This is a genomic window from Pseudomonas sp. FG1 (genome assembly GCF_034313875.1).
Lineage (GTDB): Bacteria > Pseudomonadota > Gammaproteobacteria > Pseudomonadales > Pseudomonadaceae > Aquipseudomonas > Aquipseudomonas veronii.
Genome location: NZ_JAVIWP010000001.1, coordinates 198,942 through 212,491, shown reverse-complemented (window position 1 = coordinate 212,491; position 13,550 = coordinate 198,942). Strand labels below are relative to the sequence as shown.

The 13,550-nt window shown below is 59.1% G+C and carries 9 protein-coding genes and 1 other RNA gene; 3 read left to right on the top strand and 7 right to left on the bottom strand.

Features of this window, described 5'->3' with window-relative positions; translation table 11 throughout:
* Positions 1-12: 12 nt before the first annotated feature.
* From RGV59_RS00980 to RGV59_RS00970, 3 genes are read left to right on the top strand one after another with little or no spacing between them, the layout of a single operon-like run.
* Positions 13-942 (top strand): diiron oxygenase, encoded by a 930-nt coding sequence (locus tag RGV59_RS00980; RefSeq protein WP_154974272.1) that lies wholly within the window; start codon positions 13-15, stop codon positions 940-942.
* Positions 943-954: 12 nt separating this feature from the next.
* Entirely contained in the window at positions 955-4,431 is a 3,477-nt protein-coding gene (locus RGV59_RS00975; RefSeq protein ID WP_322246821.1) for an amino acid adenylation domain-containing protein, read from the top strand.
* Positions 4,432-4,450: 19 nt separating this feature from the next.
* Positions 4,451-4,918 carry an SRPBCC family protein gene (locus tag RGV59_RS00970; protein WP_184746361.1) on the top strand — a complete coding sequence of 156 codons (468 nt, stop codon included), beginning with the start codon at positions 4,451-4,453 and terminating at the stop codon, positions 4,916-4,918.
* 503 nt (positions 4,919-5,421) lie between these two features.
* Here RGV59_RS00970 and RGV59_RS00965 read toward each other — a convergent pair.
* The 7 genes from RGV59_RS00965 to RGV59_RS00935 form a co-directional block, all read right to left on the bottom strand.
* Positions 5,422-6,678: an integrase domain-containing protein gene (locus RGV59_RS00965; protein WP_322246820.1), complete on the bottom strand. Its 1,257-nt coding sequence runs from the start codon at positions 6,676-6,678 to the stop codon at positions 5,422-5,424.
* Positions 6,679-6,865: 187 nt separating this feature from the next.
* Positions 6,866-7,259, bottom strand: a transfer-messenger RNA (tmRNA) gene (gene ssrA / locus RGV59_RS00960).
* Between the two features lie 102 nt (positions 7,260-7,361).
* Positions 7,362-7,646, bottom strand: coding sequence for a hypothetical protein (locus RGV59_RS00955; RefSeq protein ID WP_046382031.1), 285 nt, complete (start codon positions 7,644-7,646; stop codon positions 7,362-7,364).
* Between the two features lie 137 nt (positions 7,647-7,783).
* A complete protein-coding gene (locus tag RGV59_RS00950) occupies positions 7,784-10,594 on the bottom strand; it encodes an FAD-binding and (Fe-S)-binding domain-containing protein (protein ID WP_126586605.1) in 2,811 nt (936 codons plus the stop codon).
* Positions 10,591-11,262 carry a LutC/YkgG family protein gene (locus RGV59_RS00945; RefSeq protein ID WP_046487594.1) on the bottom strand — a complete coding sequence of 224 codons (672 nt, stop codon included), beginning with the start codon at positions 11,260-11,262 and terminating at the stop codon, positions 10,591-10,593. Before RGV59_RS00945 ends, RGV59_RS00950 begins: the two co-directional genes overlap by 4 nt.
* Positions 11,262-12,713: a LutB/LldF family L-lactate oxidation iron-sulfur protein gene (locus RGV59_RS00940; protein ID WP_017847399.1), complete on the bottom strand. Its 1,452-nt coding sequence runs from the start codon at positions 12,711-12,713 to the stop codon at positions 11,262-11,264. Before RGV59_RS00940 ends, RGV59_RS00945 begins: the two co-directional genes overlap by 1 nt.
* A complete protein-coding gene (locus tag RGV59_RS00935; RefSeq protein WP_046382035.1) occupies positions 12,710-13,534 on the bottom strand; it encodes a (Fe-S)-binding protein in 825 nt (274 codons plus the stop codon). Before RGV59_RS00935 ends, RGV59_RS00940 begins: the two co-directional genes overlap by 4 nt.
* Positions 13,535-13,550 lie beyond the last annotated feature (16 nt).

Here is a 13,550-nt window from a genome sequence, read left to right as displayed (position 1 = left end):
AGGGAACGATTCATGAGAGCTGAAGAATACCAGTCATTTTCCGAGTCGTGGGAGGAGCGGGCGACCATTCGTACGCGGCCGAGACGGCGCCTGGAAGATGATGGAAAGTTGATATTTCCGATCAGCCGCCAACCCTTGGTCATGGGCGCGACATTTATACGGGAATGCGCTCACTTGCAGCACTTTGTGCTTGCTCAAAGTTTGTACAAGTTCATTAATGATGTAGTGATTTTTGAAACCGAAATTGTCGACAAGACTGCCAGGAGCATTGCGAAAGATAACTTCGCTATACGTTTTCCATTCGCCTGTCGATATGACGCGATGACCGTGGTGGTCGATGAGGACTATCACGCGCTCGTGGCGATGGACTACATGCAACAGACCATCGAGCTGACCGGCATCGAACCGATTGCCTTGCCAACGGAAATCGAACTCAGCCGTTCGATTCCCAAGGCATTGGCCATGGCGCCCGAGCACCTCAAGGCGGCTGTCGAGTTGATCTGTGTCGCCATCGCGGAAAACACCCTGACCAACGATGTCGCGGCCTTTGCCCGCGACGACTCGGTCAAGACGTCAGTCAAGGGGCTGATGGCAGACCACCTGGCTGATGAGGGGCGACATTCGGGCTTCTGGGCCAAGTTGACACGTATCTACTGGAGCACTGCGAGCGAGGAGGACAAACGTGTGCTGGCCTCGATCATGCCGGTGTTCCTGGGTGAATACCTGACCAACGAGATCCAGCAGGGCTTTGATTTCGCGCTGATCGAGCAACTCCAGGTAAGCCCCGGGGTCAAGGCAGCCTTGCGTCAGGAGGTCGAAGGCATGAGTTTTCCGATCACGCCGTCTCACCCGCTGGTAGGCAACATCGTCCGATTCTTCAAACACAGCGCCCTGCTCGACGCTCCTTGCATGCAGGAAGCGCTCGCCGATTATCTGCGCTAGAGGACAACTTCAGTGAGACATCTTGATATCGTTCTGTGCGGGCGCAGCCATGCGCTTGCCTGCCTTACGCAAGAGCTGGAGCAGATGGGCCACACCGCCCACTTGTTGACCAGTGATAACGCCATTGATCTTTGCCGGTTACCGGTGCCGGACTTGCTGATAGATGACGCCAGCATGGCGCAACTGCCCCATTATCCGTCGTGTCAGCGCCTGTCTTTGCGGGCGCACTCCGATAATGCCAGCGATGTCTTTGCGCCCGTGCGGGTGGACTGCCTATGGCGTCCTGGTGACGGCGACTGGATGTTGCTGGGGCGCCTCGAGGTGTGCGCCGATGCCGCTGGCAACGGCGCCGACCTGGCGCACGAAGCGGTTGCGCAGGTGGTGGAGATGGCCAGTATGCACATTGGGCGTTTCTCACGTAGCGCCGACTATCTTGAGGTGCCCCGTGAGCCGGTACGGGCGCTCGACCGGTTGTCGAGCCTGACGCTGATCGACAGCCTGGTGTGGTGCCATCACCACAATGCAACTGTCAACACCGGGATCCTGGAGGACGCCAAGCGCCCCTTTATACAACGCCTGGCCGATAGCCTGCTGATCAATGCCGAGCGCAACGCCCTGAAAGTGCAGGGGCGTGGCATGTCCTACGCGCAATTGCATGCCTATAGCGTGGCGATTCAAGAGCGCTTGCAGCCTTTGCTTGAAATCTCCACCGGCGGGGTGACGGTGGTCGCTATCTCGTTGCCTAAAGGCACGGCGCTCTACGCGGCGATCCTGGCGGTGCTCGGATGTGGCGCGGTGTACTTGCCCCTGGACCCGAACCATCCTGTCGAGCGCCGCACGGCGATCCTCAAGCATTCCGGCGCCTGCTTGCTGATTCAGGACACCCAGGCAGACGACCCACTGCCGGGCCTGGCCACCCTGGACATCAGCCACCTGGATTTCTTCCACCACGGCGCCCAGGGTTACAGCCGGGTCGCCCTGGCCCCGGATCAGCGCCTGCTGCGAGTAGCGCTTAGCGGCTCGGCGCCTTGCGTGGCGATTTACACCTCGGGTACCACCGGGCAACCCAAGGGCGTGTTGCTGACGGTCGATAACCTGAGCCACTTCTGTGCGTGGTATGCCCTCTATGTGGAACTGAGCCATCACAGTCGAGCCTTACAGTTTTCCACCATCAACTTCGATGCGTCGTTGCTGGATATCTTCCCCACGCTTATCCAGGGCGGCGAGTTGATCGTGCCCACCGAAGACCAGCGCCGCGACCCGGTGGCGCTTGCCGAGTTGATCCAGCAAGAACAGGTTACCCATGCGTTCTTGCCGCCGGCCTTGCTCAGCATTATTCAGCTCGAATCGCTGTACGGCATCCAGCACCTGGTGACGGGCGGTGATGTGTGCGAGCCCCAGGTGATCGAGCAACTGGTGGGCCATTGTGCGCTGCACAATATTTACGGTCCCACCGAGACCACGGTGCTCGCCACCTGCCGCACCTTCCAGCCCGCAGACAACAATCGCAACCTGGGCGTGCCGATTGCCAATACCTCGGTTTACCTGCTGGATGAACACGGTCAACCGGTAGGCGAAGCGGACAGCGGTGAGATTCACATCGCCGGGCCCGGCGTAGGTGCTGGCTACCTCGGTGCGTTGGAAATGACTGCCGAACGTTACCGCCTGCATGAGTTGCCCGACGGTCAACGGGTGCGCCTGTACCGTACCGGCGATCTGGCGCGTTGGACCCGCGAAGGCATCCAGATCATCGGGCGCCTGGATAACCAGGTGAAGATTCGCGGGTTCCGGGTCGAGCCGGAAGAAATCGAGCACCTGCTGCAATCGAGCCAACTGTTCCGTCAACTGGCGGTGGTCATCGATAACCAGCGGCGCATCCTGGCCTTTTTCTCTCAGCCCCAAAATGCCGAAGGCCAAGTGGCCAGCGAAAAGTTGCAGGCTTATGCGCTCAAGCATTTACCCGACTACATGCGCCCCAGCGCCTACTGCCTGCTGGAGCGTTTGCCGGCCACGGCCAATGGCAAGATCGACCGCAAAGCCTTGAGAGACTTACCAGTCAACTACAAGACCCAAGGGCCGCACCTGGCACCCCAGAACATCACCCAGCAGCAGTTGCTGGAGCTGTGGTCCAGGCTGTTGGACCTACCCGCGGAGGACATCTCCGTGGATGACAGTTTCTTTAATCTGGGGGGGCATTCGATCCTTTTGTCGCAGATGCTCATGGGCATTCGCGAAACGTTTAGCAAGGGGGTCTCGATCAACCGTTTTATCGAACAGCCCACCCTGATCAACCTTGCCAACCTGATCGACCAGCACGTCGATGCCACCGCTACGGTCAGCCCTCAAGCGCTGCAGGACGCGATGATTCGGCCTGAACTGGACGTGTTGCCGATCAGTCGGCTGGGCAACATACACAAGGTCATCGTGACCGGCTCCAATGGTTTTCTCGGCGTGCATATTGTCGAGGCACTGCTGGAACTGGGCAGTACCGAAGTGGCTTGCCTGGTTCGCGAGTCGGCGGGGATGAGCGCCCAGCAGCGCTTCGAGCAGGCGCTGATCCAGAACCGTCTCGAGCATCTGGACCTGAGCCGCGTAAAGGTATTGGCGGCGGATATCAGCAAGCCACGCCTGGGGTTATCCGAGCAGGACTATGAATGGCTGGACCGTGAATATGGCGTGTTGATCTATAACGCGGCCAACGTCAACCACGTGCTCGACTACGAGTCGCTGGTCAAGGACAACGTCACGCCTGTGCTCGAATGCCTGCAACTGTGTGAAGGGCGCAGCAAGAAGATTTTCAACTTCATCTCCACCCTGTCAGCTTCAAGCACAGTGGATGAACAGGGGCGGGTGTTGGAAGAGCCACCGGCGTTCACGCCGCCGATCTACATTCGCAATGGTTACAACCTTTCCAAGTGGGTGGCTGAGCGCATTTTGTGGAATGCCAGCGAGTCGGGCGTCTGGGTCAACCTCTACCGGCCGGGAAACATTGCATTCAATACGCGAACCGGGGTGTGTCAGCCGCACCAGAACCGCTTGATGTTGATGCTCAAAGGCTCCTTGCAGCTTAAGGAAGTGCCCGAACTGGCGCTTAATTTCGACCTGATGCCGGTGGATTTCCTCGCCCGGTTCATTGCCTTTCATGCCAGCCGCCATAACCGTTCCAAAGCGGTGTTCAACCTGCACAACCCGCAGCCCCTATCATGGACTCACTATGTGGAGGCGTTTCGCGCTGCCGGTCACGACTTCCAGATGGTCCCGGTGACGCAATGGCAACAGCGCCTGTCGGCCATCGACAGTAATAACGCACTGTTCGGCGTGGTCGGCTTTTACCTTAATGGGTTTGAAGAAGACATTGGTGATATCTCGATGATCGAGTACCGCAATGCGCTCTCAGGCATCCAGAGCATGGGGGAAGACTACCCGGCCAAGAGCAGTGCGCTGCTGCAAAAAGGCTGTGACTACCTCAAGCAAATCGATTTCATCTAAACAAAAAAGGAGCTTTCTCATGCAACATTTTGAACCCGATACCCTGGTCCGCAACCCAGTGGGCCACCCCGTCGTCGCCAGCGTGATCGTGAACGGCGATGCTCGCAGCGTGTGGAAAGTCGTCGGAGATTTCTCCGGTTTCGCCAAGTTTATCCCTGCGCTTTCCCATATTGAAATGACCGGCGAGGGCGTGCGTTCGGTACGCAAGAAGCTGTTCAAGGACGGTAATGTGGTGATTGAGCAACTCAATACGCATGACGACCAAGCGATGGCCATGACCTGGTCACTGATCTACACGTCGTTGAATATCGGCAACCTATGGGCAGTAATGCAGGTTGCTCCTCAAGGCGAGCGCCAGAGCCTGGCGACCTGGACTATCATTGGCCAGCCCTACACCGGCGGCAAGGAAGACGTGCCAGCGTTCGAGGCTTTCCTGCAAAGCTTTGCCGATAGTGCGATGAAAAATGTACAGGAACTATTTATCTGACTCTAGAAGGCCAGGGCTGAAGTAACCCAAAGTCCATGTACGAGTCGGACTGCAGTAGCGTCAGCCGGCCCTCCCGTCTAAAAGAGACGGGAGGGCCGGCTGACGCTACTGCACTGTGGGTAAGTGGGCTTCGCTACGTTGAGCGTGCCTGTGCCTTATCGGAAGCGAGCGCGCGTGGGCTGGGCTTAAAGACCCCTTGCTACTTTGGCAATGCTGTCGATGACAGCGCTTTTCGGCTCAGGTGTAGCGCGTGCTCGGCGGGTGGGATGGCGTTTATAGGCAGTGGACGTGTATGGAAGAAGGTGGCCATCAGATGGATGATAGGTCGTTCGTCGGTTTTTAAAGTGAGCCCCTGAGGGCAGGACGGCAAGCCTTCCCGCCCTCAGGGGCTGGGCCTGAAAAGGTTATGGGCGATGCGGCTGGTGGCGACTGTCGCCACGTTGTCGCCATACGCCGCACCGCTAAATACATAGGTTGTCGCCGCTGTCGCCAGCAGGAGGTGATTAACGAAACGGAATGATTTTGCCGTTTTTGTTTTCATGAATTGCCGTCACCGACAAATTACCGGTTGCGGCCTTTTGAATGTACTCGCTCCACCAAACCATCATCGGACGCCTACGCTCGATGTAGTTCGCTCTGTTGTAGGCACTTCGGACTTCGTCTTTGTCGACGTGGGCGAGGGCGACCTCGATCAACTCAGGGTCCCATCCATGTTCGTTGAGGATGGTGCTGGCCATTGATCGCATACCGTGGCTGACCAACCGGTCTTGGAAACCCATACGCTTTAACGCCATGTTCGCGGTTTGGCTATTGGCGTGGGTACGAGGATTTCTGTCTGCCGGAAACACATGTTCTCGGTGGCCGCTGTAGGGCTGGAGTGTCTCTAGTAGCGCGAGCGCCGGATCGCTCAGGGGGATGGGGTGCGCACGGCGTTTTTTCATGCGCTCCTTTGGAATAGTCCAGATACGCTTCTCGAAATCTATTTCTGCCCAGGTCGTTCCGGCAGCCTCTGCAGGACGGGTCATGGTGTGCAGTTGCCATTCGATCAGGCAGCGGGTGATGCGTTTGATGCTGGCGTTGGCAATCGCCACCATGAGATCGGGCAGTTCTTCGGGGGGAAGTGCTGGCATGTTTTCTTTTTGCGGTTTCTTGAACACCGCTCGAATGCCGCTGAGAGGGTTGGCAAAGATCATTCCGGAGTTGACCCCGTAAGTCATGATCTCGTTAAGGCGCTGGCTCACTCGCTTAACTGTCTCGAGGCTACCTTTAGCTTCAATCGGACGAAGCAGCTTGATGACCATCGGCGCGTTCACTTCCGATAACGGCGTTGATTTCATGCTTGGAAAAACATGCAGTGTGAGCGAGCGCCAGATGTCTTCGGCATACGCCGGGGTGACGGAGTCCTTCTTCAATTCGAACCATGCGGTGGCTACGTTCTCGAACGTATGTTCCGTTTCCGCTCGTTTGGCTTCCTGCAGCTCATTGCGCTGAGCTTTTGGGTCGATGCCCTGTGCAAGCAGCTCTCTGGCCTCAACGGTTTTCTTCCTTGCTTGCGCAAGAGAAACCTCGGGATAAGAGCCCAGTGCCATGTTGATTCGATTCTTGGTGACGGGATGCCGGTAGTTGAAATTCCACTGCATCGATCGATTGACCCTGACTCGCAGCTGGAGCCCGTCGCCATCGGTGAGGACGTAATCCTTGTCTTTCGGTTTGACCGCCTTGAGCTGGCGGTCGGAGAGGCGGGTGGTTTGAGCGCACATGAGAAGTACTCCATGACACCTTTTGGTATTCCCAAGATTACCGTCGAGTAGCCGGGAATACCATTGGGAATACCAAATCGCCTGGAACTCAAAAGACCTGGAAAACCCCCAATAGTCCTGAAGCTCCCGTATTTAGCGGGTTTCAGGCACAAAAAAAGACGTCCGTGGACGTCTTTAGATGATGAGGTGGTGGAGCCGGGGGGATTTGAACCCCCGTCCGCCAGTACTCCGCTGTCGGTACTACATGCGTAGCCGTGTCTATTAAGTTAACCCTCAGCGACCCGACGGGCAGGGTGCTTTGGGCGAGTTGTGTAAGTTTTAGCCGCTTCGTCCACAACGTACTGCACGGCGATTCTGTTCTATATGACAATCATTTTGGGTTTACAGACATCCCCTGATGATTGCTGGACCCGAAGGTACCAGGAGGGAAGGGCTAAGGCTGCTTACGCAGCGAGAGCGTATTCCCCGTAGGTTTCGTCATTGGCAACTATAGAAAGTTGCAACAGTGGATTTACGAGTTCTGTTACCAACTCGGCATGCACCTAAAGTTTCGCGACCGGCGTCGAATCCTAAACGGCCCCGTGCTTGTAACTCGTTGTTTCTTAGTGAGTGACAAGCCTGTGCAGTGTACGCCAAACGGTCACAGAAGGCCAACCCGAAGGTTGGCCATGAGCGTCGGGGTGTTACTGATTGGCGCCTTTGTCGCTGTTCTGTAGGTCTTGCAGGGCTTTGGACGTGATCTCTATGCACCTCTTGTCATCACCTGCTGCTTGGGCGGCTTTGGCTTGAGACACGGCGGTGTCGATTTCGCCGCTTTTGCCAGTGGTGTCGGTGGCGAGCAGGGCTTTGCCGTTGTTGATTTTGTCGAGATTAATCTGACAAAGCTGGTCGGTTTTTCCGGCGGCAAACGCCGGTGAGGCCAGCATCGCAGCGGTAATGAACACGCCAGCAAGAGCGGAATGCTTCATAAGGGTATCTCCTTGCGAAAAAGGGCTCGACGCTGCTGGCGTTCAAGGGCTGCCAGCGACATCACTGATGAGCCTCGATCGCCGAGGCCTATGCAGATGACTACGCCGCTGCGTTGGGGTTCTGTTTTTGTGCAGGATTAGTGCGCCCTCGGTCGGGTTACGCGGTCCACGAGGTAGACCAGCCCGTGGTAGTCGATGCCGCCATGCTGGCTCAGGCCGATCTCGCAGGTGCGGCTGGTGGAGATGCCTTCGCTGCAATATTGCACGGCGTCTTTCAGCGAGCGCAGGGAGTGGGCGTTGAGTTCCGGGGTGGTGAAGCCTTTGTCGCCGGCAAAACCACAGCAGTGGATGCCTTCCGGGATCACCACGGTTTTCGCGCAGCGGCGGGCCAGGTCGATCAGGGTCTGGCTTTCCCCGAGGTGCTGGGTGCTGCAAGTGACGTGTACGGCGATCGGTGCTTCCTGCGGTATGAAGTCGAGGCGGTCCATCAGGTGCGTGCGGATAAATCGTACCGGGTCGTACAGGTCCAGGCGTGTTTCGCCCAGGTCTTGCACCAGGCGCAGGGTGCAGGGGCTGGTGTCGCAGTAGATCGGGTCGAGGCCGCCGCGGCTGGCGTGGAGCAACGCGCCGATCAGTTCCTGGCGCTTGTGTTCGGCCTGTTCGGCATAGCCCTTGGAGGCGAAAGGCTGGCCGCAGCACAGGTTGTCCTGGTTGTCGGGGAAGACGACTTGGTAGCCGGCTTTTTCCAGCAGGCCGCGGGTTTTGTCGTACAGCGACGTTTGCTCTTTATCGCCAGCCGCCGGGCCCATGGCGCGTGAGACGCATGCCGCGAGGTAGACCACGCGTGGCCGCTCATCGGTCACTGCCGGGCTGAAGCGAATGGCTTTTTCCGGTTGCGGCATGGCGTTGGTCCATTGTGGGATTTGTCCTTTGGACAACTTGCTCACTGTGGCCGACAACTTGGCCAGGCGCGGCGCGCCCAACAGCATGCGTGCGCCGTTGGCGACGTGCAGGGTAAAGCGCGCGCCTTGTAGCGCAGTGGCGAAGTGGGTGGCCAACCATTCGGCGGTTTTCGTATGGTCGGCGTCGCGGGCCCGGAGTTTTTTCACCAAGTCGCCGGTGTTGATTCCCACAGGGCAGCGCTGGGCGCATAACCCGGTGGCGGCGCAGGTGTCGATGCCCTGGTAGTGGTAGGCCGTTTCCAGTTCAGTGGTGTCGATGCCGGCGCGTTTCTTCGCCTGGATATCGCGCCAGATCACGATGCGCTGGCGCGGGCTCAAGGTCAGGCCTTTCGACGGGCATACCGGCTCGCAGAAACCGCACTCGATACACTTATCCACAAGCTCGTCGGCGGCAGGCAGCGGCTTGAGGTGTTTAAGGTGGATCTGCGGATCTTCGCTGAGCACCACGTCCGGGTTGAGAATACCGTTGGGGTCGAGCAGGCGTTTGAGTTGCCACATCAGTTGATAGGCGTCGCTGCCCCATTCCAGCTCGACGAACGGCGCCATGTTGCGGCCGGTGCCATGCTCGGCTTTCAGTGAGCCGCCAAATTCTACGGCCACCAGTTGGGCGACGTCGTCCATGAACGCTTGGTAGCGTGCGACTTCTTCGCTGCTGTTGAAGCCTTGGGTGAACACAAAGTGCAGATTGCCTTCCAGAGCGTGTCCGAAAAGGATGGCTTCGTCGTAGTGGTGTTTGTCGAACAGCTCGATCAAACGGTTAACGCCGATGGCCAACTGCTCAACCGGGAACGTCACGTCTTCGATGATCACCGTGGTGCCGGTTTTGCGCACGGCGCCGACGGCGGGGAAGGTGTCTTTGCGGATCGCCCACAGGCGGGCGTTTTCCACCGGGTCTTCGGTGAAGTCGACCTGTTTTTCCACCGGGAACGCCGCCAGGGACGCCATGATCAGCGCCAGTTGCTCCTGGAGCAAAGAGGGCGATGCCGCACGGGATTCGATCAACAGTGCGCAGGCATTTTCCGATAGATGTTGTACGAAGGCGGGCATGCCGGGTTTGTCCTGCACCGAACGCATGCTGCGTCGGTCGAGCAGCTCAACCGCTGAGACCGGTTGGGTTTTCAGGACGGTCACCGCATTGCAGCAGGTCTCGACATCGGGGAATACGATCAGCGCCGAGGCTTTGTTCGGGTGGTCGATGACGGTGTCGTAAGTCACTGCGCTGATAAAGCCCAGGGTGCCTTCGGAGCCCACCAGCAGGTGGCTGAGGATATCCAGCGGCTCATCGAAATCCACCAGGGCGTTGAGTGACAGGCCGGTGGTATTTTTCAGACGGTATTTGTGGCGGATTTTGGCGGCCAGTTCAGCGTTTGCCCGCGTCTCCCGCCCGAGTGTGGCCAGGCGTTCAAGCAGCGCGCCGTGCTGCTGACGAAATGCCGCGACGCTGGCGGCATCTTCGGTGTCCAGGCGGCTGCCGTCGGCCAGCACCAGGCGAATCCCGGCCAGGGTGTGGTAGGTGTTTTGCGCCGTGCCGCAGCACATGCCGCTGGCATTGTTGGCGACGATGCCACCGATTTTGCAGGCGTTGATCGACGCCGGATCCGGCCCGATCTTGCGCCCGAATGGCGCCAGCCAGGCGTTGGCCTGGGCGCCGATCACGCCGGGTTGCAGGCGGATCTGCGTGCCTTGCCCACGAATTTCGCGGCCGTTCCAGTTGTCCCCCAGTACGATCAGCACCGAATCGCTGATGGCCTGCCCGGACAAGCTGGTGCCCGCTGCGCGGAAGGTCACCGGAACATGATCGCGCTGGGCCAGTTTCAGCAGCGCCACGACTTCGTCTTCCGACTCGACGCGAATCACCAGCTGTGGGATCAGTCGGTAAAAGCTGGCGTCTGTGCCAAATGCCAAGGTGGAAAGTGGGTCGTCGAAGCGACGAATTTTCGGGATCAGCTGTGCGACGTCAGCAAGGAAAGCGGCAGGCAGACTCATTGGTCCTCCAGGATCAGCACCACCAGGTCCTTCGGACCGTGGGCGCCATAAGCCAGAACTTGTTCGATGTCAGCGGTCTTCGACGGGCCGGACACCAGCAGGGCATTGGTGGGCATGCCTTGGGCCCAGGCGAATTGCTGCTGGACCTGATAAAAGTTGTCGTAAATCTCGCTGGCCTTGAGCAGTGCAAAGTGTACCGGCGGCACCAGGCTCATCAGTCGCGGTTCTTCCCGCGTGGGCCACAGAATCAGGCTACCGGTGGCGGCGATGGCGCCGAGGGTCGTGGTCAGGCTGGCCGGTGTGTCATTAAACAGCTCGGCTTTCCATTCTTCCACAGGGCGGTCGTAGGCTTTGAGCTGCGGCAATTGTGGATGGTTCGACCAGTGCTCGGTGATGCGCCGCCCATGCTCGGTTGTCGGCGCGATGAGCAGGCTGGGCAGCTCGCGTTTTTGCAGCAGCTGCGCGAGTAAAGCTGGCCATTCGGCGCCGCGGGTCAGGTGGATCTCGGTATGCACCGCCTCCATCAGCTTGCGCAATTGTGCGATGCGCTGCTCTGGCGGGTAGGTGTAGATCTGTGTGACCAGGGTCTCATCGAAGTTGTCGGGCACTGGTGTTGTGCCCGTCAGGCTGTGGCGCAATTTGCCGAGGATATTTTGCTTGGCGCTCATCAACGCGCTCCCTGTTTGGCCAAATGCTCGCGTGCCAGGTCATGCAGCGAACGGGCGGCGGGTTTAGGCGCGCTATGGTTTTGCGTCCATGGCCCGACGTTGTTCGGTACGAGGGCGCGCAGGCGCGTGGCGGCGAATGTGAACAGGCGGTACAGCGTCGGTGAGCTGTGGAGCTTGGCCCAGGCGTTCCAGATGAACCGCTCCTGGCGCGAATACTTGCTGCCTTGGCCGCGCATCACGGGGTGTGGGCTATCCGGCGCTTTTACGTTCTCTTCCCGCAGACGGCGCAGCAAGGCCGGGATCGGAATTTTTACCGGACACACTTCTCCACAAGCACCGCACAACGAAGACGCACTGGGATGGTCCGGTACTTTTGCCAGGCCGACCATATGCGGTGTGATGATTTTTCCGATTGGGCCGGGGTAGACCTCGCCGTAGGTATGGCCACCGATTCGGGTATACACCGGGCAATGATTCATACAGGCGCCGCAGCGAATGCAGTTGAGTGTCTGACGCAATTCGCTGTCGGCAAACGCCTGGCTGCGTCCATTGTCCAGCAGCACCAGGTGGACTTCTTCGGGGCCGTCGAGCTCATCGGCCTTGCGCGGGCCGGAGATCATATTGACGTAGGTGGTGATTGGCTGGCCGAGCGCGGAGCGGGTCAGCAGCGACAGTAACGGCACCACGTCGCGCAGGTTTTCCACGACCTTCTCGATGCCGGTCACGGCGATATGCACGGGTGGCACTGTGGTCGACATACGCCCGTTGCCTTCGTTTTCCACCAGCAGCAGCGTGCCGGTTTCGGCCACGGCGAAGTTGACGCCGGAGACGCCGATATCCGCTTCGAAGAACTTTTCCCGCAGCACGCGGCGACCAATCTGAATCAACTGGTCGACATCCTTGGTGTACTCCACGCCGAGTTTTTCGTGGAACAGCGACGCGACCTGGCTGGCGTTCTTGTGGATCGCCGGCATGATGATGTGGGACGGCTTCTCATGGTCGAGTTGAACAATAAACTCACCCATATCCGACTCAAGGCATTCGATGCCTTGGGCGGCGAGTACGTGGTTCATCTCCATCTCTTCGCTGACCATGGATTTGCCTTTGATCACCTGCGTGGCTTCGCGCCGGCGGATGATCGACAGCACGATCGCATTGGCCTCTTCAACCGTTTCTGCCCAATGCACGGTCACGCCGTTTCGGGTCAGGTTGGCTTCCAGTTGTTCGAGCAGGTCGGGCAGCTTCGACAGGGCGCGGGCGCGCACCGCGTTACCGAGGGCGCGCAGGTGTTCGCGTTCGTGGGCGTCGCTGAAAGACGCCGCCCGTTTGCTCATCAGGGAATCCATGGCATTGCGAAAGTTGTTTCGCAGTTGCGCGTCGCCCAGTGCCTGGTGGGCGCGGGTGCGGAAGTCTTCCGACACCTCGACGGTGGGAATCAGCGCGGCGTTCATCGTTCACCCCCGGTGCGTTGCCAGAGAAAGCTGGCCAGGTGTTGCCCGCGTAAGGCCGCCTGTTGTTTCTCCAGAGCGCCATTGATGTTCATCAGGCAACCGCAATCAGCACTCAGTACTTGATGGGCGCCGGAGTCCTGCAAGGCTCGGGTCTTGTCGGCCACCATTGCGCCGGAAATGTCTGGCATACGCACGCTGAACGTCCCACCAAAGCCACAGCATTCGCTTTCGTGGCTGTGGTCGACGCGTTCGACATTGCGCAATTGGGCCAGCAGTTCGCGGCCGTGAAGGTGGGTGTTCATTTCCCGACGCGCGGAGCACGACGTGTGCAGGGCGACCTTGACCGGCGCCCCGCTGTCGTTGAGTTGCACCTTGCACACGAACAACAGGAACTCCGCCAACTCATAAGTCCGGGCCGCGAGGGCCTGTACTTGTTTGAGGGTGTCGGGTTCGTCCTTGAAGAGGTCGGCGTAGTGCTCACGTAACATGCCGGCACAGGAGCCGGATGGCACCACCACCGGGTAGTCACCGGCGAACAGCGCCAGTTGCGCGCGTGCCACTTGCCGGGCCTGGTCGGTATAGCCCGAGGTGTAGGCCGGTTGCCCGCAGCAGCTTTGCCCTTGGGGATAATCCACGCAGATCCCTTCGCGTTCCAGCAGGTGGATCGCGTCCATGCCGGCTTCGGGATAAAACAGATCGACCACGCAGGTGCCGAACAGGTAGACCTTCTGCGGTTTTTCGTGGGGGTATTCGCGTGGCTCGGCCAGAGGCGGCGCGACACGGGTGGCATTCGGCACGGCGTTGTAAAAAAGCTCGCTCATCAGGCGCGTTCTCCGG